Source organism: SAR86 cluster bacterium, from assembly GCA_029268615.1.
Classification (GTDB): domain Bacteria; phylum Pseudomonadota; class Gammaproteobacteria; order Magnimaribacterales; family Magnimaribacteraceae; genus JAQWNM01.
On the sequence record JAQWNM010000004.1, the window covers coordinates 26,921 to 50,486 of the forward strand.

Annotated in this window: 18 protein-coding genes and 3 tRNA genes; 15 read left to right on the top strand and 6 right to left on the bottom strand. The window is 34.2% G+C overall.

Annotation, left to right across the window (positions count from 1 at the left end; all coding sequences use genetic code 11):
* The first annotated feature begins 62 nt into the window (after positions 1-62).
* Positions 63-139: transfer RNA gene (locus tag P8J93_01070), tRNA-Pro, on the top strand.
* Positions 140-145: 6 nt separating this feature from the next.
* Here the strand turns inward: P8J93_01070 and P8J93_01075 are convergent.
* Complete coding sequence (locus P8J93_01075) at positions 146-1,774, bottom strand: M28 family metallopeptidase (GenBank protein ID MDG2060395.1); 1,629 nt, start codon at positions 1,772-1,774, stop codon at positions 146-148.
* 36 nt (positions 1,775-1,810) lie between these two features.
* Here P8J93_01075 and P8J93_01080 point away from each other — a divergent pair, with 36 nt between their 5' ends.
* On the top strand, positions 1,811-3,076 hold the full coding sequence (locus tag P8J93_01080) for a D-amino acid dehydrogenase (protein ID MDG2060396.1): 1,266 nt from the start codon (positions 1,811-1,813) through the stop codon (positions 3,074-3,076).
* A gap of 9 nt (positions 3,077-3,085) precedes the next feature.
* Here the strand turns inward: P8J93_01080 and P8J93_01085 are convergent, their stop codons facing one another.
* Complete coding sequence (locus P8J93_01085; GenBank protein MDG2060397.1) at positions 3,086-3,865, bottom strand: SDR family NAD(P)-dependent oxidoreductase; 780 nt, start codon at positions 3,863-3,865, stop codon at positions 3,086-3,088.
* A gap of 113 nt (positions 3,866-3,978) precedes the next feature.
* On the opposite strand from P8J93_01085, the gene P8J93_01090 reads away from it, so the two are divergent.
* Both P8J93_01090 and P8J93_01095 read left to right on the top strand, forming a co-directional pair.
* Positions 3,979-4,055, top strand: a tRNA-Arg gene (locus P8J93_01090).
* A 77-nt stretch (positions 4,056-4,132) separates the two neighbouring features.
* Complete coding sequence (locus P8J93_01095) at positions 4,133-4,399, top strand: acylphosphatase (GenBank protein MDG2060398.1); 267 nt, start codon at positions 4,133-4,135, stop codon at positions 4,397-4,399.
* Positions 4,400-4,442: 43 nt separating this feature from the next.
* On the opposite strand, the gene P8J93_01100 is transcribed toward P8J93_01095, so the two are convergent.
* On the bottom strand, positions 4,443-5,537 hold the full coding sequence (locus P8J93_01100) for an NAD(P)/FAD-dependent oxidoreductase (GenBank protein ID MDG2060399.1): 1,095 nt from the start codon (positions 5,535-5,537) through the stop codon (positions 4,443-4,445).
* A gap of 85 nt (positions 5,538-5,622) precedes the next feature.
* Between P8J93_01100 and P8J93_01105 the strand changes: the two genes are divergently transcribed.
* The 7 genes from P8J93_01105 to P8J93_01135 all read left to right on the top strand — a co-directional run bounded on the left by P8J93_01105 (position 5,623) and on the right by P8J93_01135 (position 13,765).
* Positions 5,623-5,698 (top strand) — tRNA-His (locus P8J93_01105).
* 10 nt (positions 5,699-5,708) lie between these two features.
* The gene (gene tig, locus P8J93_01110) at positions 5,709-7,010 is read left to right on the top strand and encodes a trigger factor (GenBank protein ID MDG2060400.1); all 1,302 of its coding nucleotides are present in this window, start codon (positions 5,709-5,711) and stop codon (positions 7,008-7,010) included.
* Positions 7,011-7,079: 69 nt separating this feature from the next.
* Positions 7,080-7,688: an ATP-dependent Clp endopeptidase proteolytic subunit ClpP gene (gene clpP, locus P8J93_01115; GenBank protein MDG2060401.1), complete on the top strand. Its 609-nt coding sequence runs from the start codon at positions 7,080-7,082 to the stop codon at positions 7,686-7,688.
* Positions 7,689-7,693: 5 nt separating this feature from the next.
* Entirely contained in the window at positions 7,694-8,989 is a 1,296-nt protein-coding gene (gene clpX, locus P8J93_01120; protein ID MDG2060402.1) for an ATP-dependent Clp protease ATP-binding subunit ClpX, read from the top strand.
* 35 nt (positions 8,990-9,024) lie between these two features.
* A complete protein-coding gene (lon, locus tag P8J93_01125) occupies positions 9,025-11,427 on the top strand; it encodes an endopeptidase La (GenBank protein ID MDG2060403.1) in 2,403 nt (800 codons plus the stop codon).
* Between the two features lie 110 nt (positions 11,428-11,537).
* On the top strand, positions 11,538-11,810 hold the full coding sequence (locus tag P8J93_01130; protein MDG2060404.1) for an HU family DNA-binding protein: 273 nt from the start codon (positions 11,538-11,540) through the stop codon (positions 11,808-11,810).
* Between the two features lie 71 nt (positions 11,811-11,881).
* A complete protein-coding gene (locus P8J93_01135; GenBank protein MDG2060405.1) occupies positions 11,882-13,765 on the top strand; it encodes a SurA N-terminal domain-containing protein in 1,884 nt (627 codons plus the stop codon).
* Here the strand turns inward: P8J93_01135 and P8J93_01140 are convergent.
* On the bottom strand, positions 13,762-14,556 hold the full coding sequence (locus tag P8J93_01140; GenBank protein MDG2060406.1) for an enoyl-ACP reductase: 795 nt from the start codon (positions 14,554-14,556) through the stop codon (positions 13,762-13,764). The genes P8J93_01135 and P8J93_01140 overlap by 4 nt on opposite strands.
* A 222-nt stretch (positions 14,557-14,778) precedes the next feature.
* On the opposite strand from P8J93_01140, the gene P8J93_01145 reads away from it, so the two are divergent.
* From P8J93_01145 to P8J93_01160, 4 genes are all read left to right on the top strand, one after another.
* Positions 14,779-17,781 (top strand): TonB-dependent receptor, encoded by a 3,003-nt coding sequence (locus P8J93_01145; protein MDG2060407.1) that lies wholly within the window; start codon positions 14,779-14,781, stop codon positions 17,779-17,781.
* Between the two features lie 65 nt (positions 17,782-17,846).
* The gene (locus P8J93_01150) at positions 17,847-19,448 is read left to right on the top strand and encodes a peptide ABC transporter substrate-binding protein (GenBank protein ID MDG2060408.1); all 1,602 of its coding nucleotides are present in this window, start codon (positions 17,847-17,849) and stop codon (positions 19,446-19,448) included.
* 4 nt (positions 19,449-19,452) lie between these two features.
* Positions 19,453-20,385, top strand: coding sequence for an ABC transporter permease (locus P8J93_01155; GenBank protein ID MDG2060409.1), 933 nt, complete (start codon positions 19,453-19,455; stop codon positions 20,383-20,385).
* Positions 20,378-21,226: an ABC transporter permease gene (locus P8J93_01160; GenBank protein MDG2060410.1), complete on the top strand. Its 849-nt coding sequence runs from the start codon at positions 20,378-20,380 to the stop codon at positions 21,224-21,226. Before P8J93_01155 ends, P8J93_01160 begins: the two co-directional genes overlap by 8 nt.
* 24 nt (positions 21,227-21,250) lie before the next feature.
* Here P8J93_01160 and P8J93_01165 read toward each other — a convergent pair whose 3' ends face one another.
* Together P8J93_01165 and gloB are read right to left on the bottom strand one after the other, a co-directional pair.
* Positions 21,251-22,732 carry a LysM peptidoglycan-binding domain-containing protein gene (locus P8J93_01165; GenBank protein MDG2060411.1) on the bottom strand — a complete coding sequence of 494 codons (1,482 nt, stop codon included), beginning with the start codon at positions 22,730-22,732 and terminating at the stop codon, positions 21,251-21,253.
* Between the two features lie 11 nt (positions 22,733-22,743).
* Positions 22,744-23,517, bottom strand: a complete 774-nt coding sequence (gene gloB / locus P8J93_01170; GenBank protein ID MDG2060412.1) for a hydroxyacylglutathione hydrolase — start codon at positions 23,515-23,517, stop codon at positions 22,744-22,746.
* Between the last annotated feature and the right edge of the window lie 49 nt (positions 23,518-23,566).

Genomic DNA, 23,566 nt, shown 5'->3' on the forward strand with positions numbered 1-23,566 from the left:
TATCTTTAAATAAATCAGGGTTATCGTAAAGTTTTTGTAGTAAAATTTTTTTTAATTTTTATCGGGGCATAGCGCAGTCTGGTAGCGTACCTGCTTTGGGAGCAGGTGGTCGCAGGTTCAAATCCTGCTGCCCCGACCATATCACCTAATTATTTTCCCTAGATTTATCTCTAATAGACTTAAATTCATTCCCTTCATACCAGTTAGGCCATTCAGATGAATTTGAGAGACTTAAGATCATTTCTTTTGTTATCTCAAGATGCTCAACAAATCCGCTTAAATCCCATTTAGAGTCATACTCATCAGAAGGTTGATGATAGTCATTTTTTGTATAATTCTGTGCAATGAGTTCTCCGGCTTGTGTCCCTCCCTCTAATTTATCTAAACCTCCGTCAGCATATAAAACAGGCACACCCTTTTTAGCTAAACTGATATGATCAGAACGATAAAAATATCCTTTCTCAGGAAAAGGGTCTGGCTTAATATACTTGTCGTATTTTTTAATTGTAAGAGATAGAAGGTCTTCTAATTCAGAAGCTCCATGACCCACAACAATTACATCTCTTACTTGTCCGGTAGGATAAATAGCATCAAAATTAAATCCAGCCACTATATTTGATAATTTAATAGAAGGATAAGTGGCAAAATGTTCAGAACCAAGAAGTCCCGACTCTTCCGCTGTTACAAATAGAAATAATACAGATCTTTCCATTTCATAATCTTTTAAGGTTTCCGCTAATTCAAGAACTCCTGCAACACCAGTAGCATTATCAATTGCCCCATTATAGATTTTATCTTCTCCTAAATCCTTCATCCCTAAATGATCCCAATGTGCCATTGATAATATGTACTCTTCAGGACGAAGATTTCCTTTTTTTATTCCTACAATATTATGAGATTCTCTGAAATTATAATCATTATTAATACTAGCATTGAGTGATAAGGTACTTAATTTTTTTGGCTTAAAATCTTTTGATATCGAAGCTTGTGTTTCCTTTTCTAAATTAAGTCCAGATAGATTGAAAAGACTTTTTGCTATTTCGTTAGATAACCAAGACTCCATCTTTACTTGTTGTTTCATGTTACCGCGTCTATCCAAGTCAATCTGCTTTCCAAGCCAAGAAGTTTCTACAACTTGCCAAGGATAAGCAGCTGGCTCTGTATCATGAATAATCATAATTCCTTCGGCACCTTGCCGGGAAGCTTCTTCAATCTTGTATTTCCATCTACCGTAGTAAGTCATTGCATTTCCAGTAAATAGATTAGGATCTTTTGTGGCAAAGCCAGGATCATTTATTAATACTACTGCAATTTTGCCTTGCATATTAATATCCTTATAGTCATTCCACTCATATTCAGGAGCCACTATTCCATAGCCAACAAACACCAGTTCGCTTTGGTTAATATTTAATTTGTCTTCTAATTTCTTGGTCCAAAAAACTATATCCTTACCTTGAGTTAGAACAATTTTATTTTTTCCATTAAGGATAGAAACTTCTGAATTTCTTTGAACTTCAGATTCTACTAGAGGCACTTTAATTAAAAAGCTATCTTTTAATGGTTCAAGGCCATAATTCATAAGTTGATTAACTAGATATTCTTTAGTCAAGAGTCCTCCTTGAGTTCCAGGAGCTCTTCCTTGGTATTTATCTGAAGATATTTCTTTTATATGTTTGTGTAAATTTTGTTCTTCAATAAGATTTTGTTTTAAACTCTCATCAGTACAAGAAAGAATTAATAGGAGTATAGGTATTAGTAAGTATATTTTCTGCATGTTCTTTTATTTTAATTCTAATCATAATATTAAAGAATGATTAAAAAACAAACGATTATTATAGGGGGCGGTCTTCAAGGTCTAGCTACTGCAAATGCATTACTGGACAGAGGTGAAGATGTTCTTGTCTTGGAAAGAAGAAATGGCACTGCTCTAGAAACTAGTTTTGCTAATGCAGGGATGATTACTCCTTCTCAATCTAGTCCTTGGAATTCCCCAAAAGATATTTTCAAAATGATTTCTTCAATAGGAAAAGAAGATTCGGCTATGTTAGTTCGGATGCAGGCTGTTCCTGGACTTTTGGGCTGGGCTGTTAGATTTATCCTCAATTCATCTTCAAAGCGTTTTACTGCTGCCACTATAGATAATTTTAATTTATGTTCCTATAGCAGAGATTTGACTGCATCTTTTAGGGAGACTGAGGAAATTCACTATGATGAATCAACTTTAGGCACTACTAAAATTTTTAGGAACCAAAAGTCTTTTGAAGAAAGTTTGATTTCTCTTGATAAGTATAAAGAATTAGGAATAAATTATCAGGCCTTGGATAGTAATTCTTTAACTTCATTAGAGCCTCAATTAAAACAATTATCTTCACAAATAATCGGCGCTCTATTATTTGAAGAAGATGAGACTGGAGACGCTTATCTTTTTTGTAAAGAATTAGAAAGAATAGTTCGTAATAAAGGGGGTCGTATTCATACAGGCACAGAAATAATAGGCTTACAAAGCCATAAGAAGAAAATTACAGGAGTTAAAACTAGTAGAGTTGATATTCAGACTAATAAGGTTGTTATTGCAGCTGGCAGCTGGTCTCGACATTTAGTTGAATCTTTAGGGCTAAATTTGCATATTAGACCCGTAAAAGGTTACTCCATAACTTTAGATTTAGATGGAAGTAATGTTTCTCCTAAGTTGGCAATTGTAGATGAGGATCTTCATACAGCTATTACTCCATTTAAGAATCGAATAAGGGTTGCTGGCACTGCTGAATTCGCAGGTTTTGATGAAGAAATAAGAAATTCTAGGATACTTAATTTAATTGATACTTTGAAGAATGTTTATCCAGATCTTTCTTCTAACTTAAATTATGATGAAGGGCAGATTTGGAGTGGCTTTAGACCCATGAGTTCTGATGGTAAGCCGTACATTGGCAAAACAAAAATAGAAGGTCTTTTTATTAATACTGGCCAAGGTCATTTAGGATGGACAATGGCAATGGGTTCAGCTTCTCTTTTAGCAGACATAATGACCAATCAAAAAACAGCTATAGATTCTATGCCGTTTAATGTTTCAAGGTAGCCTTATTCTTTAAATGTTAGATTTTTCAATTAACTTCCATAGCAGGTTTGGAGTGAATCTTCGAGCATAAGTTAGAATTTTAGCTTCGGCATTAGGCAGTAATATTTGGACTTTATTTTTTAATCCTTTTTCAATAGAATCTATAATTTTATTAGGATCGCTGAGTCTTCCTTTCTCCTTAGATAATGTTATATTTTTGGGACAATCATCACCAAGTGCATTATCTATTAATGGAGTATCTACCATATTTGGTTCCACAAGCATTAAATGAGTATTTGATGAGCTGATTTCATGCTGTAATATTTCTATATAGCTATTTACCGCACTTTTAGTGGATGAATAAGGTCCTAGTCCTGTATTTAAAACATGACCAGCAATTGACCCAAAAAAAATAGCCTGGCCACTATCTTTTTTTATCATTTCCGACACTACTGTATGGACTAAATTGACAGTACCGCCAAAATTAATTTCCATAAGCTTCATGGTAGAAGTAGGATCGGATAGCAAAATTGGTTTAGCGGGCATTATTGCTGCGGCATTGACAAGACAATCAACGGATCCTAGATCCTTACTCACTTGGGCTACTAAATCATTAACTTTTGAAAAAGAAGATATGTCGCAATAGAAAGGAAATAAGTTATTAGAAGATTTTGCATCTTCTTTTAATTGATTAATATTTAAATCTACCGTAGCTACCTGCATCCCTTGTTTAGCCATTCTGTTAGCTATAATCTTACCCATGCCACTTGCTGCGCCTGTCACTAGGCCTATTTTTCCTTTAAAGCTCATAAAATATTCTCTATAAATTTTATTAAAATAACTAGTTCACACTGTTTCTAATAAATCGAATCTTTATAGTACAATATATTTTAAGTTAATAAAGTTTCTGTTTTCTCATTCTTGGGGCCATAGCTCAGCTGGATAGAGCATCGGTTTTCTAAACCGAGGGTCGAAGGTTCGAGTCCTTCTGGCCCCACCAAGTTTAAATATTTAACCAAAAGTATTTGCTTTAAAAATTAAAGAAGATTATATTTTTATAGAGTTATTTTTTAGTTTATGCGCGCAGTTCATGTAAATATTTATGGTGCCGTGCAAGGTGTCGGCTATAGGAGATGGTTGAGAGATATTTGCACGAAACTTTCTATAAAAGGATGGGTCAGAAATTCTTCTGATGGATCTGTTGAATGTTTTTTACAAGGTGATGCAGAGGCAGTGAATAAGATCCTAATTAGCTGTTGGGAAGGATCTAAGAATTCTGAGGTAGATGACATCCTGGAAAAGGAAGGCACAGAAGAAACCTTAATTGATTTTAAAATTCTTTAATTCTTTAAATCATAGAAGGTACTATTTTTAGATATTTTTTATTTTAGATTAAATCCATTATTCTATCAGCTATAGCGAGCGAAGAAGTAAGACCAGGGCTTTCTATGCCGAAGAGATTGATCAACCCTTTTATGTTATGTTTTTCCTTTCCCTGTATAACAAAATCCGCTCCTTGCTCTTTAGGGCCATAGATTTTTGGTCTTATACCAGTGTAATCAGGTTGTAACTTAGAGCCATCAATATGAGGCCAATATAACTTTATTGATTGTAAAAATTTATCATGAAGTGTTTCATCAAATGAGTAGTCTATTTTATCTACCCAGGTAACATCTGGACCAAATTTAGCTCTTCCATCTAGGCCAATAGATAGATGGATACCTAAACCATGAGCATTAGGTAAAGGATAAATTAGATGGTTAAAATTATGTTTACCAGTCAGTTGGTAGTAATGGCCTTTAGCAAAATACATTTCTGGAACAAAAGATTTCTTTAATCCTGAAATTTTTTTAGCTACTTTTGTAGCATTAAGACCGGCGCAATTAATGATATTCTTGGATTTAACTGTAAATTTTTCGTCAGCTTGAACAAATATCTGATGTTCATTAGGCGAGGTATTAATATTCGTTACTTCTGAATTTAAAGAGATCATGCCTTGAGTTTTTAAAAAATCATTCTCCAATGAGAACATTAGTTCAGCTGCATCAATCATGCCAGTTGTACCAGAAAATAAAGCTCCTTCAGATAAAACATCTGGTTCTTGCTCTACTAAATCTTCTTTTGACAATAAAATTAAGTCTTTTACACCGTTGAAATCTCCTTGCTCTTTTAGAGTTTTCAGCTTTTTATTATCTTCTTTTTTATTGGCAACAATAAATTTCCCAATTTTTTTATGAGTTACATTCTTTTGCTTAGCATAGTCATATAATAAATTTTTACCTGATATACATAATTCTGCTTTTAATGAATTTTTAGGATAATAAATCCCTGCATGGATTACCCCAGAGTTTCTGCTAGAGGTTGCTTCTCCTAATCTAGCCTCTTTTTCTAACAGAACAACCTCTTGTCCATTATCAGAAAGTTTTGCTGCAATAGCTAAACCAACAACACCTCCACCTATTACTATAGTTTCAACTTTCATTAATAATTTTTAAAAGAATCATAATTTGTATGTAAAATACGGTTTTAGTTTACATTCTTTATGTAATGTTAGAATAATTTTTTTGGTGGACGTAGCTCAGTTGGTAGAGCTCTGGCTTGTGATGCCAGTCGTCGTGGGTTCGAGCCCCATCGTCCACCCCAGGACAAATATATGAAATCACCTTTTAGTAAAAAAACAAAATTAGATGAAACAATCCTCATCACTGTTCCTGCTAAGGAAATAGAAGAAAAAGTAAATAAGCAATTAATAGATACTCAAAAAAAATCTAAGATAAAGGGATTCAGACAAGGTAAGGCTCCTTTAGATTTAGTAAAAAAACTTTATGGAAATGAAATAAGGAGCGATGTGATAAATGATTCAGTATCACACTCTTTTTATCATATTGTAGAAGATAAAGGTTTAAGGCCAGTTGGACCCCCCACCCTGAAACCTAAAAACTTGACAGAAGGTAAAGATGTTAAATTTGAAGCTACCTTTGACATATATCCTGAAATAAAACTTGGTAAGTTAAATAAAGTTAATTTTATTAAACCTAAAAGTGAATTAACAGAGAAAGATCTTAAGGATGCAATTCTAAATTTAAGAAAGAGAATGAGTAAATGGAATCTAAAAGAAGGAAAGTCTAATATAGGCGATCAAGTAAAAATTAATTTCAAAGGGTACATAGAAGAGAAAGAATTTGAAGGAAATACAGCTAATGATTTTGTTTTAGAGCTTGGCTCTAATTCTATGATTCCTGGTTTTGAAGAAGGGCTCGTTGGGAAAGAGAAGGGCGAAGAATTAACACTAGATTTAAGCTTCCCTAAAGATTATCACAACTCAGAATTTGCTTCTAAGCAATCAAAATTTGAAATAGAAATTCTTGAAGTGCTGAAATCTGAATATCCTGAGATGGATAATGATTTCTTTAAAAGTGTTGGAATTGAAGCTGAGGACGAAGAAAATTTCTCAAAAGAGATCGAAAAGAGATTGAAAGATGACCTTGAAAGAGTAATTAAGAATAAATCTAAAACAAGACTTTTTGATGCTTTATTAGAAGTAACCCCATTTGATATTCCTCCCACAATGGTTTCTAATGAAATAAATAGTATGAAGGAAGATTCTGCTAAAAGAATGGGGGTTGACCCTAAAAAAATAAAACCAGAAGATTTTCCTGATGACGCTTTTCTTGAAGACGCAACCAAGCGAGTTAAATTAGGTGTATTGCTCAATACCGTTATTTCAGATAATGAGATTAAACCTGATGCTGAAAATGTCAAAAAATTGATTGAAGAAAGATCTTCGCAGTATCCTAATCCTCAAGAGGTAATAAATTGGTTTTATTCAAACGATGAGCAACTTAAGCAAATTGAATTTTTAAGTTTAGAAGAACAAGTTTATGAATACATTTTATCAAAAGCTAATTTTACTGAAGAAAATTTAACTTACGAAGAATGTCTTAAAAATAATTAATTACTTGAAATTTAATCATTTGTGACCCATAAATAGTAAGTAAGTATTTTTAACTTAATAAAACTTTATATGAATAAGGATAAAATAATGAATCAATTAGTACCAATGGTTGTAGAACAGACTTCTAGAGGTGAGCGTGCTTTCGATATTTTTTCTCGTCTTTTGAAAGAAAGGGTCATTTTTCTTACCGGACCTGTAGAGGATATTGGAGCAAATCTTATTGTTGCGCAATTACTTTTTTTGGAAGCAGAAAATCCTGATAAAGATATAAACCTTTACATAAACTCGCCTGGAGGTTCAGTAACAGCAGGACTTTCTATTTATGACACTATGCAATTTATTAAACCCGATGTTAGCACTCTATGCGTTGGTCAGGCAGCAAGCATGGGAGCTGTTCTTCTTACTGGAGGGGCTAAAGGAAAGAGGCATGCCTTACCAAATGCAAGAGTTTTAATACATCAAGTCATGGGTGGCTTTTCAGGCCAGGCAAGTGATTTTGAAATTCACGCAAAAGAAATACTCAGCATTAAAGCTAAATTAAATTCTATTCTTTCTCAGCATACAGGTCAAAAAATAGATAAAGTTGCAAAAGATTCAGACAGGGATAATTTTATGAGCCCCGATGAGGCTGTTAAGTATGGTTTAATTGACAGTGTAATAAACCAAAGGAAAGGTTAAGGACTATGGCAGATAATATAAAAGACGGTTCAGATAATGAGAAACTTCTATTTTGTTCATTTTGTGGAAAGAATCAAAACGAGGTAAAAAAACTTATAGCAGGACCCTCAGTTTATATATGTAATGAGTGCATAGATTTATGTAATGACATTATAAAAGAAGAAATAGAACAGCTAGATGAGGCTCAGAGTACATCTTTATCTATACCTTCAGACATAAAAAATACTTTAGATGAGTATGTCATTGAACAGGAATCAGCAAAGAAAAATCTGTCAGTAGCTGTATACAACCACTATAAAAGATTGGATTCAGAATCAAAATCTAAATCTAAATCACAAAAAAATTCTGAAGAAGAAGTAGAATTATCGAAAAGCAACATACTCCTTCTTGGCCCTACCGGCTGTGGAAAAACTTTACTCGCTCAAACTTTAGCAAGAGTGTTGGATGTTCCTTTTGCAATTGCAGACGCAACTTCGTTAACAGAGGCTGGTTATGTAGGAGAGGATGTAGAAAATATTATTCAGAAATTACTATTAAACTGTGACTATGATGTTGAAAAAGCACAGCGAGGGATAGTCTATATTGACGAGATAGATAAGATAGCCAGGAAATCTGATAATCCGTCTATTACAAGAGATGTCTCAGGTGAGGGGGTTCAACAGGCTTTACTTAAGTTGATAGAAGGTACAGTTGCCGCTATTCCTCCTCAAGGAGGGCGGAAGCATCCACAACAAGAATTTCTCCAAGTAGATACAACAAATATACTTTTTATATGTGGCGGTGCCTTTTCTGGGTTAAGTGAAATCATTAGAGGAAGAAGAGAAGAGACCGGCATAGGTTTTGGTGCAAAAGTTTCTTCAATTTCAAAAAATATAAATAGTACTGACCAACTGAAAAATGTAGAACCAGAAGATCTTGTAAAGTATGGACTAATACCAGAATTTGTTGGCAGACTTCCTGTCATGTCTTCTTTAGATGAGTTAGGTCAAGGTGCTTTAATTAAAATTCTTGTTGATCCTAAAAACTCTTTAACTAAACAATTCAAAAAACTCTTTGATATGGAAGGGGTGGAATTGGATATTAGAAAAGATGCGTTATTAGAAATAGCAAATAAAGCTTTGAAACTGAAAACCGGAGCGAGAGGCCTAAGATCAATTTTAGAAAGATTACTAATGGAAACAATGTATAGAATTCCATCTGAAACTGGTTTAAAGAAAGTTGTTCTAGATGCTTCTGTTGTAAAAGGGGAGTCAGAACCCTTACTTGTTTTTGAAAAATCATCTGAAGGAAAGCAGGCTTAATATTTTTTTAATTTATAACTGAATCTAAAAATAATATGACTACAAAAAAAATTCTTACTTGCCCTATGTTACCTCTAAGAGATGTTGTGATTTTTCCTACTGTCATCACTCCTTTATTTGTAGGTAGAGAGAAGTCTATGAAGGCTTTAGAAAAATCAATGGGCTCAGATCAGCAAGTAATGCTAGTCGCGCAAAGAGATCCTCAGGTTGACGATCCTAATTCTAAGTCTATTTATAAAATTGGAACCCTCTCTTCTATATTACAACTTATCAAACTACCTGACGGAACAGTTAAAGTGTTAGTTGAAGGCAAGCAAAGAGCAAAAGTTTTAAAGGTTTTTGATGAGGAAGAATTTTATTCTTCTCAAGTTGAACTTATTCCTGAGAATCAAAACATTGAGTCTGAGAAAACCTTAATAAATGATCTAAAAAGTCAGTTCCAAGAATATGTTAGAGTATCGAAGAAAGCTACTCCCGAAGTTTTAAATACTATAGTTGCTATCGATAGCATAGGTAGATTGATAGACACTTTGGTTGGCCACACTTCATTAGCTGTTGAAAAGAAACAAGAAATCTTAGAATCAGAAAGTTTTGAATTAAGCGCTCGAATTATTAGCGGTTATCTTAAATCTCAAATTGATGTGAACAGTGTTGAGAGAAAGATACGGGGTAGAGTTAAGAATCAAATGGAAAAGAGTCAAAAGGAATACTACCTAAATGAACAGATGAAGGCTCTAAAGAAAGAATTAGGAGAGCTAGATGATTTAGAAGAATCGGATTTATTAGAACAAAAAATATTAGAAGCTGGCATGTCAGAAGAAGGAGAAGAAAAGGCATTATCTGAGCTCAAAAAATATAAGATGATGTCTCCTATGTCAGCTGAAGCGGCAGTAGTAAGAGGTTATCTAGATTGGATTATTAATATTCCATGGAAGAAAAAAAGTTCTCTACAAAAAAATCTAAAAAAAGCGAGTTCTATTTTGGATAAAGATCATCATGGCTTGGAGGAAGTAAAAGAAAGGATATTAGAAAACCTAGCTGTTCAAAAAAGAGTAAAGAAGCTCCAAGGGCCTATCCTATGTTTAGTAGGACCTCCGGGAGTGGGGAAAACCTCATTAGGTGAGTCAATGGCTAGAGCTACTAATAGAGAATTTATTCGTATGTCATTAGGGGGTGTAAGGGACGAAGCAGAAATAAGAGGCCATAGAAGAACTTATATCGGTTCCATGCCAGGAAGAATAATGCAAAAATTATCTAAAACTGGTGTCAAGAATCCCCTTTTTTTATTAGATGAGATAGATAAGATGGGTATGGATTTTAGAGGGGATCCTGCTTCAGCTTTACTTGAAGTTCTTGATCCAGAACAAAATAACTCATTCAACGATCATTATTTAGAAATAGACTATGATTTATCTGATGTTCTTTTTGTCTGCACAGCTAATAGTATGAATATTCCAACAGCTCTTTTAGATAGAATGGAAATTATAAGGCTGCCAGGATATACAGAGGATGAAAAAGTAAGTATTGCTGAGAGTTATCTTGTGCCTAAGCAAATTAAGTTAAATGGACTTACCTCCAAAGAAATAGAAATTTCTAATCAAAGTACTCAAGATCTTATTAGATATTATACAAGAGAGGCAGGAGTGAGATCTTTGGAAAGGGAGATAGCAAAGATTTGTAGAAAAGTAGTAAAAGAGAATGCGGATAAAAAAACACCCAAGAAATATAAAATAGATGCAAATTTATTAGAAGATTTTTGTGGAGTAAGAAAATTTGAATTTGGAGAAGCTTCCAAGAGAGATAGAATTGGTCAAGTAACTGGCTTAGCATGGACTCAAGTTGGCGGTGAACTATTAACCTTGGAAGCAGCCTGTTTTGTAGGTAAAGGAAAAATAATTAAAACAGGGTCTCTCGGAGATGTAATGCAAGAATCAATTCAAGCCGCTTTATCCGTGGTAAGGTCTAGATCAGATTCATTGGGAATAGAACCCAATTTTTATGAAAATCAAGATATACATATTCACGTTCCGGAAGGTGCTACTCCCAAGGATGGCCCAAGTGCAGGAGTTGGAATGGCAACAGCTTTAGTTTCTATTTTAACAAAAATACCAGTTAGAGCAGATGTGGCTATGACAGGAGAAATAACCTTAAGTGGTGAGGTTTTAAAAATAGGTGGCTTAAAAGAAAAACTCTTAGCTGCAAGAAGAGGGGGAATAAAAACAGTTCTTATCCCGAAAGGAAATGAAAATGATCTCAAGGAAATACCTAAGAAGATAACAGAAAATTTAGAGATTATTCCAGTTAAATGGTTTGATGAAGTATTGTTAATTGTATTAACAGAACAGCCCGAACCACTATCAAATACTTCTGCTAAAGCAAGAAATAAGAATCCTAAGAAAAAGATCAAAGATACCATCAAGAGAGCTAAGACTCATTAGTAATTATAAATAGGTTCAAAAGGCTCTTGACAACCCTAGCTAGCAAGGTTCTAATGAATTACCACTTTAAGTAAAGTATTTAACCATTAACAGAATTTTAGGAGATAAATGTGAATAAAGCAGAATTAACAGATGCAGTAGCAGCTAAAACGGATCTAACTAAGGCAGATGCTTCAAGAGCTATTGATGCAACCATAGATGCCATCTCAGGAGCTCTTTCTTCAGGAGATAACGTTGCTTTGGTAGGTTTTGGAACTTTCTCAGTAAGACATAGGGCGGCTAGACAAGGACGTAACCCTCAAACAGGGGCTACAATACAAATTCAAGCTTCTAAGTCTGCTGGGTTTAAAGCAGGGAAAGCTTTAAAAGATAAATTAAATTAATTAATTAATCTCTTTTTAAAACTGCGCGCCACTTAGGCGCGCTTTTTTTTTAATTTTAATCAATATAGAAATTGTCAGGATTACAAAATATAAGAAACAATCTCTCTGGAGTTCTTGCTAAGATAATTGCTGGAGCTATTATTGTTACCTTTGCTTTATTTTTTGGCTGGGGAACTGTTTTCACTGGTAGTGATGCTAATAATATAGCAAAGGTGAATGGCAAAAATATTAATGTCATAGATTTAGGTTTTGAAACTAATGCACAACAATATCTTTTTAGTCAACGCTATGATGATCTAGACTTAGATGAAGAAGTATTAAGAGCTTTAGCTACAAATTCTCTGATAAGAAGAGAGCTGGTACTCCAATATTTAGATGAGTTAGACGTAATTATTCCAGAGCAAATAGCTTATAAAGAATTTATGTCTGATCCATCTTTTCAATCAGAAGGCCGATTTAGTCAAGAAAGATTTGAAGCTGTTATAAGAAATATGGGATTTACTACTAATGATTACATCAGAAGAGTAAGAAAGGATAAGGCCTTAAATTATTGGAGAAGTTCTATATATGATAGCAATTTTTTTTCAAGGAAAAGGATAGAGGATTTATTAGAACTTGCATCTCAAACAAGAGATCTATCTTTTGTAACATTTAAGTTAGAGGTAGAAATAAATAATGTGAAGTTAAATCCAGAAGATATTCTTCAACATTATGAAAACTCAAAAGAACAGTACATTAAAGAAGAAGAAGTAAAATTACGCTATATACAACTAGATAAAAACTCTCTAAGATCTGACATTGAAATTTTAGAGAAAGATGTAGAAACAGAGTACGCATTTTATCTTGAAAATTTCAACACTAATCCTTCTAGAGCTGCCTCTCATATCATGATTAATATTTCAGAAGAAAGGAGTAGAGATGAAGCTGAAAAATTAATTAATGATATTTCAAAACAATTAAGTGATAAAAATAATTTTCTTGAATTAGTAAAACTTTTTTCAGAAGATGAGGCCACCATAGATTTTGAAGGCTCTTTAGGAGTTAGCACTGGTGAATCTTTTCCTAAGGAGTTTGAGAATGCGCTTAGAGTTCTAAAGGTAGGAGAATTTAGCGAACCAATAGAGCTTGATAATAGTTTTCATATTCTCCTCTTAACAGAATTAAACCAGCCTTCTCCAGAAACTTATATTAAAAAGAGTGATTCCATAAGGGAAAAGCTAATGGAGGTTCAATTAAACTCAAATTATTTTAGTTTGTTGGATAAGGCAAATAATCTAATTTATTCATCAAATGATTTTACAGAAATATCTTCTTCTTTAGGAATTTCAGCTATTACAACAGGTTTTTTTAGTAAAGATTTATTAGAAGAGAAACTTAATTATCAAATAGTAGAAGATTTTATTTTTACAGAAGATAGAAGTAATGGCATAAGTGAAGTTTTAGAAGTAGATGATAGTATTGCCTTTATCCTTGAAGTGGTAGATATTAATCAAGCTACAATCCTATCTTTTGAAGATGTCCAAAATAAAGTCCAAGATTCACTAAGGTCTAAATTAGCATCAGAAATTATATTTAAGAAATCTTCTGATTTCATAAATGATGTAGAATTATCTTCTTTTAAGGAAGCGCTTAAGAAAAATAATATTACCAAGCAATCATATAAAGAGGTTTCAAGAGATTCATCTTTATTACCAAATAAAGCTTTGGCAGATCTTTTCGGTATTTCAAGAGGGACCTCTAATAATGAGCTATTTATTTCAAATCAAACAAATGGAGATATATTCATTTTATCTTTAGATGAAGTGAATGATGCAGCCACTGAAATTTCTGAAGATCAGATTGACCAATTTACTAAATTAATGCAACAAGAAAGAGTTAATTCATTGGTTTCCCAAGTTCAGAGATCCTTAGAAGAAAATGCGGACATTGTGCTTTTAAACAATTTAGATAATTAATCCATTTCTTCTATATTGCTCATAGCTGTGATGTTAAACCCTGCATCTACGTAGAGTATTTCTCCTGAAATTCCACTAGATAAATCTGAGGCTAAAAATGCAGATGCATTTCCAACCTCTTCTATTGTTACATTTCGCCCTAGGGGAGCTCTGCTTGCATTATAAGAAAGCATTTTTCTAAAATTTTTAACTCCAGAAGCGGCGAGAGTTTTAATAGGTCCCGCAGAAATCGCGTTAACTCGATGGCCATCTTTACCTAGAGAAAATGCTAAGTAGCGAACACTAGCCTCCAAACTCGCTTTTGCTAAACCCATTACATTATAATTAGGCAAAGTTTTTTGAGAACCTAGATAAGTCAAAGTAGTAAGACTTGCTTGCCTATCTTTCATGAGAGATTTTGCAGCCTTAGCAAGAGCAATAAAACTATATGAGCTTATATCATGTGCTATTTTAAATCCCTCTCTAGTTGTAACATCTGAAAAGTCACCATTTAATTGTTCTGTTGGTGCAAACCCTACCGCATGAATGATGCCATCTAATCCATCCCAATTATTTGCGAGCTCACTAAATACATTGTCGATCGCTATATCATCTCCTACATCACAAGGAAGGCAGATATTTGACCCCCAATTTTCAGCTAGTTTCTTTACTTTTGATTCTAAGCGTTCATTTTGATAAGTAAAAGCTAAATTAGCACCTAAGGAACTCATAGATTGGGCTATGCCAGATGCTATAGAATGCTTATTAGCTACTCCAACTATTAATATATTTTTATTTTTTAAAAGATCCATTTTTTTTTCTTAACGGTATTAATTTCAAGAAATTCAATTATAGGCTTATTCAATCTAATCTGTTTAATTTTTTAAATAAAATAATTGATTTTTTTAAAATAGAAAGACTACTACTAATTTGTGGTATTTTAGTTATAAGTTAGTTATAGTGACATTCAAATAACTATTAAAAAAGGTAGTTTTATCTCATTTTTGAGTCAATTTAATATATTGGGGAGTGATATGTTTAAAACAAAATTTTCTTTATTTTTAATTCTTCCTCTAGTTTTGGGTCTTTCTTTTGCTGCGAAATCAGCAGACGAAGAAGGCGCCGAAATTGAAGAAGTTATAGTAACAGGTTCTCGTATTGTAGATCCTAATATCATCAGTTCATCACAAATTAGTGTGATTGATGGTGATGCGATCAAAAACAGGGGTTTGACTCGTGTTGAAGATTTCTTAAATGATATGCCGCAGATCTCTCCTGGACAAACTATTACTAATGCTAATGGTGCTTCGGGTACAGCTACAGCAAACCTTAGAAATATGGGTTGCGGAAGAACGTTGGTACTATTAAATGGCAGACGTTTGGCCCCAGGTACAACTGGCGGAGGAAACTGTGCTGACTTGAACTCAATTCCTTCTCTTTTACTTGAAAGAGTAGAAGTTCTAACAGGTGGTGCTTCTTCAGTATATGGTTCTGATGCTGTTGCCGGTGTTGTTAACTTTGTTCTAGATGATGAGTTTGAAGGTTTTAGAGCAAGTGCTTCACATAGTTTTTATCAGCATAAAAATGATAATGATTCTCTTAGGTCGTTAGTCAGTTCTTATAACTATGCTTTAGCGCCAGACGATATTACGACTGGTGATACAGGTAAGTTTGCAATAGCTTTTGGTGGAGACATTAATGATGGAAAAGGCCACATTACAGCTTTCATCGAACATACAGACACCCAGCCAATCCTTCAAGGTGAATATGACATAAGTGCGTGTGCGTTAAGTGGAGGGGCATCTAGATGTGGTGGTTCTTCTACCATACCTCCAGGAAGGTTTGCAGATTTTGGTGGCTTACGTGGTTATACAAGAGTAGATGGTACTCCTACAGTCTCTCTTGATTTAAAAGTTTTTGGAGATCAATTTGTTCCTAGAGCAGGAAGACTATATAACTATAATCCAACTAACTTCTTCCAAAGACCAGATGATAGAGTTAATGCAGGTTTCTTTGGAAAGTATGAAATTAATGAGCACGCTGAAGTTTATACAGATGTAACTTTTATGAAGTCTGAGTCAAACGCTCAAATCGCTTATTCTGGAACCTTTGGAAATATAAGCCAAATACCTTGTTATAACGCTCAAATGTCTGCACAGCAATACAACACAATTTGTGGAGATTTTGTTGAAATCGGCGGTTCTCATGCTCCTAACTTTACTTCTGGTGGTGCAGCTTTAGCATATATAGCAGGACTTGATCAAGCAGTTGGTGCAGGAACAATTGATACTTATAAGTCCCCTATGTATCACCTTAAAAGAAATGTTGAAGGAAGCCCAAGACAGAGTATTTTTGGATACAAGCAAACCAATGCTACATTAGGACTGAGAGGTGATATCAATGATGATTGGTCTTATGATGTTTACTTCCAATCTTCTACTATTAACTATAACAATGAGTATAGAAATGATTTATCTGTAACAGCGATAAATAGAGCTGTAGATGTTGTAAATATTAACGGAACACCTACTTGTGTTTCAGCTATTAACGGACAAGATTCAGCGTGTATTCCTTATAATTTATTCTTTGGTGGTAGTAATCTAGATGATGGTTTGACAGCCGTTGTAGATGCTGGTCAAGCTCTTCAAGACTATATTGCAAAACCAACCTTTATTAATGGTGATGGAAAACAAACTATTATGTCTGGTTATTTATCAGGTGACACAGGAATTAGTTTTCCTGGAGCTCCTGCTAATGCTAGCTTAGTTATAGGTTTTGAAACTAAAGAACTAAAAGCAGATTTTAGACCAGATACGGCAAGTAAAACTGGCGATAGATCAGGTTCTGGTGGTGCTACATTGCCAATTGGTGGTGAGTATGAAGTTGATGAATACTTCTTTGAGTTAGGTATACCGATTACAGATAGTCTTAGCATAGATGCAGGTTATAGATCAGGTGACTACTCAACAGGAGCTGATACTGAAGCTTTTAAAGTGGGTGCTTACTGGACAATTAACGACAGTATTTCAATTAGAGCTTCTGCTCAAACAGCACAAAGAGCAGGTAACATATCTGAACTCTATAGTGCAGTTTCAGATGGATTAGTTGATTTAGATAACGATCCTTGTGGTGCTGACCCAGAAGATCCAACTAGTACTCCATCAGCTACTGCAGCTCAGTGCGCTAATACTGGTTTGCCAGCTGCTTTTTATGGATCAGATTTAAAATCTCCAGCTGACCAGTACAATATAAAAGGTGGAGGTAACCCAAATATTAATCCTGAAGAATCTGAGTCTTTTACTGCAGGTGTTATAATTACTCCAACTTCAGTTCCAGGACTTACGGTTACAATAGATATTTTTGATATCACTGTAGAAGATGGAATTGGTTCAGTTTCAGCGAAAACTGCATTAGATAAATGTATAGAAACTGGAGCTGGTGGTTACTGTAACTTGATTAACAGGAACCCAGCAAATGGTTCACTTTGGTTGACTGGTGGATATATAAGTGCTCAGCTAACAAATATCTCAGAAGAGTCTACTAGTGGATATGATATTATCTTTGATTACACTACAGATACTGCTTGGGGAGCTCTTACGCTAGAAGGTGTTACTACAATTCTAGATTCGTATGATGTCATAGAGTTACCAGGAAGTGCAGCAATTGAGTGTGCAGGTAATTGGGGCGGATCATGTGGTAAGAACCCAATGCCAGAGCTAGCAGGTACGTATACAGCAACTTTGAATACATCTTTTGATACTGATCTTATTTTAGGATTGAGATATCTTGGTGAAACAGATGATCAGAATGCTAGTTATACTAGAGATTTTGATGCTTATACATATTTTGACTTTACAGCTAATTACTTTGCTACTGAAAACTTAACTGTAAGTTTTGGTATGAGTAATATTTTTGATAAAGAACCTGAATACACTTCTAACGCAGGAACTGCGCCAGGTAATGGTAATACATTCCCAGCTTATTTCGATGCATTAGGAAGATACGTGTTCTTAAGCCTAAATTATGCTGTTGAGTAATCAATAAGTAATTAAAAAGGCGGGTTTACCCGCCTTTTTTTTAATTTTTTTAAAACAAGAATTTTATGATCAAAAAATATTTTTATTTTCTTTTAGTTTGTTTTTTTATATCTTGCGAGCAATCTATTACTCCAGTTGAAACAGCTATAGAGGATAAAATTCTTTATTTAGGGAATGGAACAGAACCTCAAGATTTAGATCCTCACATTGTTACTGGCGTGCCAGAGCATAATATTATTATTGCCTTATTGGAAGGTTTAATGATAGCTAATCCTCAGGGCGGCGCTCCATTACCAGGCGTTGCTGAGAGTTGGGATGTTAGTAGTGACGGAAAAGTATATATTTTTAAAATAAAGGATCAGGCCTTATGGTCTAATGGAGATGAGGTTACTGCTGCTGATTTTGTCTTTTCTTGGAAAAGAATCTTAACTCCTTCGTTAGGAGCTCAATATGCTGACATGCTCTACATCTTAAAAAATGCTGAACCTTTTAATAAAGGCAAAATTAAAGATTTTTCTCAAGTTGGAGTTAGGGCTGTAGATGCTAAGACTTTAAGGGTTGAATTAAATAATCCAACTCCCTATTTTTTAAATTTATTAACTCACTATTCAAGTTACCCTGTTCATAGACCCACTATAGAGAAGTTTGGTGAGATTGATACTAGGGGTTCAGAATGGACAAGAGAAGAAAATTTTATAGGAAATGGGCCTTTTATTTTAAAAGAATGGCAATTAAATAAAGTATTAATTGTTAAAAAGAATACTAACTATTGGAACTCAAATATTGTTGACTTAAATGAAATTCATTTTTTTCCTATAGACGATGTTTCCAGGGAAGATAGAATGTATAGATCTGGTTATCTTCATTTAGCATATTCCACTCCGCAAGAAAAAATAGAAACTTATAGAACTAAGTATCCTGATCACTTAAGAATAGAACCATATTTTGGAACTTATTACTATAGAGTTAATACTTTAAAGAAACCTTTCAATGACCCCTTGGTAAGAAAAGCTTTGTCATTAGCTATCAATAGAGATGATATTGTAAATAAAGTCATGAAAGGTGGGCAATCTATTGCTTTTTCTTTTACACCCCCTGATAAGAAGGGCTATTTTCCAAATACTCAACTAGACTTTGATCCGCAACTAGCAAAAAATTTATTACGGGAAGCTGGTTTTAGTAAAGGAAAATTTCCAATTGTTGAGTTACTCTATAATACAAGTGAAGGTCATCAGAAAGTCGCTCAAGCCATCCAGCAAATGTGGAAACTTAACTTAGGTATAGATGTTGAGTTAGTTAATGTAGATTGGAAAGTTTATTTATCTAGAGAACTTTCAGGAGACTTTACTATCTCAAGAGCTGGCTGGATAGGAGACTACCCTGATCCTAATTCTTTTTTAGATATGATGGTAACTGGCCGTGGTAATAATAAAACTGGTTGGTCTAATCCTGAGTATGATAACTTGGTAAAATTAGCGGCTTCTGCTAAAAGTACAAATGAGAGATTTAAATTATTTAGAGAGGCAGAGTCTATATTAGTAAATGAATTACCAGTTATCCCGATTTATACTTACACTAGAGTTTATATGTTGCACCCGGACGTTAAAGGGTGGTATCCAAATATTCTAGATACACATCCTTATCAGTTTATTAGGCTAGAGAAATAATCTAATGTTAAGTCTTATATGGAAAAGGCTTATCACCGTAATACCAGTTCTATTTGCAGTCATCACAATCACTTTTCTTATGGTGCATTCAGCCCCCGGAGGACCATTTGATGCTGATAGAGTTGTTTCCCCAGATATTCTGATTCAATTAAATGAACGTTATAATCTTGATGCTCCTTTATGGGAACAGTATTTTTCCTATTTAGGAAATGTATTGCAAGGGGATTTTGGGCCATCTTTTCGGTACCCGGGTAGATCAGTTACTGAACTTATTTTTACTGGCTTGCCTGTAACTTTTGAACTTGCAGTATATTCAATTATATTTGCAGTTTTTATTGGAGTTTTTGCTGGAGTCATTGCCTCTTTAAGGCCAAATACATGGGTAGATTACTTACCTATGTCTGCTGCTATGGCTGGAATATGTATCCCATCAATTATTTTAGGTCCTTCTTTATCTTTAATATTTGGTATTTGGTTAGGGTGGTTTCCTGTAGCTGGATGGGAGGATCTACCAGGTGATAAAGTGCTTCCTGTCATCACTTTAGGTACAGCCTATGCAGCTTATTGCGCTAGATTGACACGAGGAGGTATGTTAGAAGTCCTTGGACAAGATTATATTAGAACTGCGAGAGCCAAAGGGTTAAGTGAGTCAAGGGTAGTTATTGTTCATGCTCTAAGAGGCGGATTGATTCCTGTAATAGCTTTTCTAGGTCCAGCTATAGCTGGGCTATTAGCTGGTTCATTTGTAGTAGAAACTATATTTGGAATTCCAGGACTAGGAAGATTTTATGTTCAGGCTGCTTTTAATAGAGATTATACTATGATCTTAGGAACTTCTATCTTTTTCTCAGCTCTTATTGTTTCTTTCAACTTATTAGCTGACCTTGTTGCTGCTGCTTTCAATCCAAAGTTACGAGAGGGTATCTATAATGAGTGAATACAATTCTCTTTATCATGATGCTATCTTTAGACTGAAATCTAATAAGCTATCAGTTTTTGGAGGAATATTTATCCTATCTTTGATATTTATTTCTTTAATAACTCCCTTTATTGCACCTTATGATTACTCTTATCAGGATTTATCTTTAGGTCCGTCAGGGCCATCTTGGGATCACCTCTTAGGCACTGATGTTCTAGGAAGAGATTTGTTAACAAGAATGTTGTATGGAAGCAGAATATCTTTAATGGTAGGCTTTATAGCTACTTTTGTCGCGTTATTTATAGGTGTGATTTGGGGAACGGTTGCGGGTTTCTTTGGAGGGAAAGTGGATACTATTATGATGAGAATAGTAGATGTCCTTTACGGCATACCTTTTATTATTTTAATAATATTATTAATGGTTATATTTGGACGTAATCTAGTTTTATTATTTATGGCTATAGGCGCAGTTGAGTGGTTAACAATGGCAAGGATAGTTAGAGGACAGGTGATGGCAATTAGCCAACAGGAGTATATTTTAGCCTCTAAAGCCATGGGCGTAAGCAATACTCTAATTATATTTAGACATTTAATTCCAAATACTCTTGGCCCAGTCATAGTTTATGCAACTTTAACAATACCTCAGGTGATGTTATTAGAATCATTTTTAAGCTTTTTAGGATTGGGTGTACAACCTCCTATGAGTTCTTGGGGTCTTTTAATAAGAGATGGTGCTTTAGCAATGGAAGAATACTGGTGGTTATTAGTATTTCCTGCTTTAATTTTCTCAATGACATTGTTTTCTCTTAACTTTCTAGGAGACGGCCTTAGAGATGCTTTGGATCCAAGATCAAAATAAAAAGGTTAAGTAGAATAAAATTATTTATTTAGCTCCTGATTCTATTAATAATTTAAGGACTTGCCCTGGAAATATAACCTCTTCATCTTTTATATTATTCCATTTCTGTATATCGCTTGACCTGACAGAGAATTTTGATGCAATTCTGCTTAAGGTGTCACCAGATTTTATAGGATAAAGTAAAGTTTGAGTTTTCTTAGGAGGCGTTTGACCTCTAACTCTTTCGTATTGAGAAAATATTTTAATAACTTGTCCTATTTGAAGAGGCTTATTAAGTTTAAGATCATTCCAGATAGAAATATCTTTAATAGACACATCAAATTTCTTTGAGATAGCCCATAGTGAATCTCCCTTAGCTACTAGATGTTTTTTTGACTTAGGAATAAAAGTTTTTGTCCAGGCTGGCCCTCTTGGCACCATTATTTCTTTTCCTGTTATAATTAAATCATCAGTTAGTTGATTTATTTCCTTCAGAACAGAGACTTGCATACTGTAATTCCTTGCAATTTTAGTCAAGTTATCTCCTCGTATAATGCGATATCTATCCCACTTTACAAGTTCACTTTTATCTATAGATTCAAGTTGTAAAGCAAATCTATCAGCGATACCAGTTGGCAGCAATAGGTAATGAGGCCCACTAGGATCTGTAGCCCATTGAGAGAATCCTGGATTAAGCTCATAAATACTTTCTGGATTCATTCCTGCAAGATCTGCAGCTTGCATTAGGTCCATTTGTCCTGGGATTTCGACTTTTAAAAAGTAAGGCCTATTAGGAATAGACGGCAAGGTGACTCCATAAGAAACAGGATTATTAATTAATTCTGATAGGACAAGTAATTTAGGTATATAAGCAGTAGTTTCTAGAGGGAGATTTAACGACCAAAAGTCAGTATTTTTTCCTTGCAATTTATTTTTATTTATAGCCCTCCTAACTCTAGTAGGTCCAGCATTATAAGCAGCCATAGCAAGGAGCCAGTCATTATTAAATCTTGCAGATAAGACAGTTAAATATTCTAAGGCAGCATCTGTTGAAGCTATAACGTCTCTTTTTCCATCATACCACCAGTTAGATTTAAGGCCATATTGCCTACCTGTGGATGGAATAAATTGCCATATACCAGTAGCTCCATCTACAGAGCGAGCATATGGATCAAATTCACTTTCAACAAAAGGTAACAAAGCAAGTTCTATGGGAAGTCCTAATTCTTCTGCTTTTGAAACCGTATAGAATAAATATCTTTGCCCAGATTTACTAATTCTATTTACAGAATGCTGGTTTCCAATAAGTTTATCTCTGAATTTTTGAGCAGGAGTATATCCATCAGGTACTTTAAAAGATAACTGATTCCTAATCCTTTGCCAAAGATCAACTTCAATTATTAAAGCTTGACTTTGGTTAGTTACTTCTTGTTCTAAGCTAGAATCTTCCAAGGCTGTAGGTTCAAGATTTATTTGGCTTACGCATCCTGTTAAGTAAATAGTAAAAAAAAGTAAAATCCTTTTCATTGATTTTTAGTTTATATTGTATCTTTCCATTCTCGAACTGCACCAAGGACTGCAATTTCGTTATCTAATTGTTTTGAGAAAAATTCTTCAGCAGCATTTTTAACTGACCTAGTATTACATCTCATAAAAGGATTAGTTTTTAATTCTAATTTTATAGACGAGGGAAGGGTAACTAATTTCTTTGATCTTAAATCTCTGACTTCATCTAGTCTCTTATTTATATCCTGATTACTTGGTTCCACAAGCTTAGCAAAATTTAAGTTAGCCAGAGTATATTCATGCCCGCAATAAACTAATGTATCCAATGGAAGTAATGAAAATCTTGTTAGAGATGAATACATTTGTTCAGGCGTGCCTTCAAAGAGTCTTCCACAACCAGCTGCAAATAATGTATCACCTGAGAACAAAATTGGTTGAGTAAATTGATCTTTAGAGAAATAGGCTAGTTGATCATCTGTATGACCAGGGACAGACATGGCCGTGAATGTTCTTCCTAAGACATCAAATTCTTCATTATCTTCTAAAGGATTAGTTATTCCTTTTATATGACCTCCTTTTGGTCCAAATATCTTAAGATTAAAAGTACTTAAAAGCTTTTCTATGCCACCACTGTGATCAAAGTGATGATGTGTGATCATTGCGCCCTCTAATGAAAGGTTATTCTTGTTTACAAAAGCAATAAGTGGATCAGCATCACCAGGATCAACTGCAAAAGCTTTTTCTCCTAAAACCAGAAGCCATATATAATTATCAGAAAAAGCTGAAATGGGTTTTATTTTCATCATAAAATTACTTTTATTTTAACATTCAAGAGAAGTTTTAGTTACTATATGG

Bases quoted from the DNA above. Each gene is read 5' to 3' on its own strand.
- P8J93_01075 (MDG2060395.1), bottom strand. From the start codon at position 1,774: ATGCAGAAAATATACTTACTAATACCTATACTCCTATTAATTCTTTCT.
- P8J93_01085 (MDG2060397.1), bottom strand. From the start codon at position 3,865: ATGAGCTTTAAAGGAAAAATAGGCCTAGTGACAGGCGCAGCAAGTGGC.
- P8J93_01145 (MDG2060407.1), top strand. From the start codon at position 14,779: ATGTTTAAAACAAAATTTTCTTTATTTTTAATTCTTCCTCTAGTTTTG.
- P8J93_01140 (MDG2060406.1), bottom strand. From the start codon at position 14,556: ATGGATCTTTTAAAAAATAAAAATATATTAATAGTTGGAGTAGCTAAT.
- P8J93_01155 (MDG2060409.1), top strand. From the start codon at position 19,453: ATGTTAAGTCTTATATGGAAAAGGCTTATCACCGTAATACCAGTTCTA.
- P8J93_01100 (MDG2060399.1), bottom strand. From the start codon at position 5,537: ATGAAAGTTGAAACTATAGTAATAGGTGGAGGTGTTGTTGGTTTAGCT.
- gloB (MDG2060412.1), bottom strand. From the start codon at position 23,517: ATGATGAAAATAAAACCCATTTCAGCTTTTTCTGATAATTATATATGG.
- P8J93_01150 (MDG2060408.1), top strand. From the start codon at position 17,847: ATGATCAAAAAATATTTTTATTTTCTTTTAGTTTGTTTTTTTATATCT.
- P8J93_01095 (MDG2060398.1), top strand. From the start codon at position 4,133: ATGCGCGCAGTTCATGTAAATATTTATGGTGCCGTGCAAGGTGTCGGC.
- clpP (MDG2060401.1), top strand. From the start codon at position 7,080: ATGAATAAGGATAAAATAATGAATCAATTAGTACCAATGGTTGTAGAA.
- tig (MDG2060400.1), top strand. From the start codon at position 5,709: ATGAAATCACCTTTTAGTAAAAAAACAAAATTAGATGAAACAATCCTC.
- P8J93_01165 (MDG2060411.1), bottom strand. From the start codon at position 22,732: ATGAAAAGGATTTTACTTTTTTTTACTATTTACTTAACAGGATGCGTA.
- P8J93_01160 (MDG2060410.1), top strand. From the start codon at position 20,378: ATGAGTGAATACAATTCTCTTTATCATGATGCTATCTTTAGACTGAAA.
- lon (MDG2060403.1), top strand. From the start codon at position 9,025: ATGACTACAAAAAAAATTCTTACTTGCCCTATGTTACCTCTAAGAGAT.
- P8J93_01080 (MDG2060396.1), top strand. From the start codon at position 1,811: ATGATTAAAAAACAAACGATTATTATAGGGGGCGGTCTTCAAGGTCTA.
- clpX (MDG2060402.1), top strand. From the start codon at position 7,694: ATGGCAGATAATATAAAAGACGGTTCAGATAATGAGAAACTTCTATTT.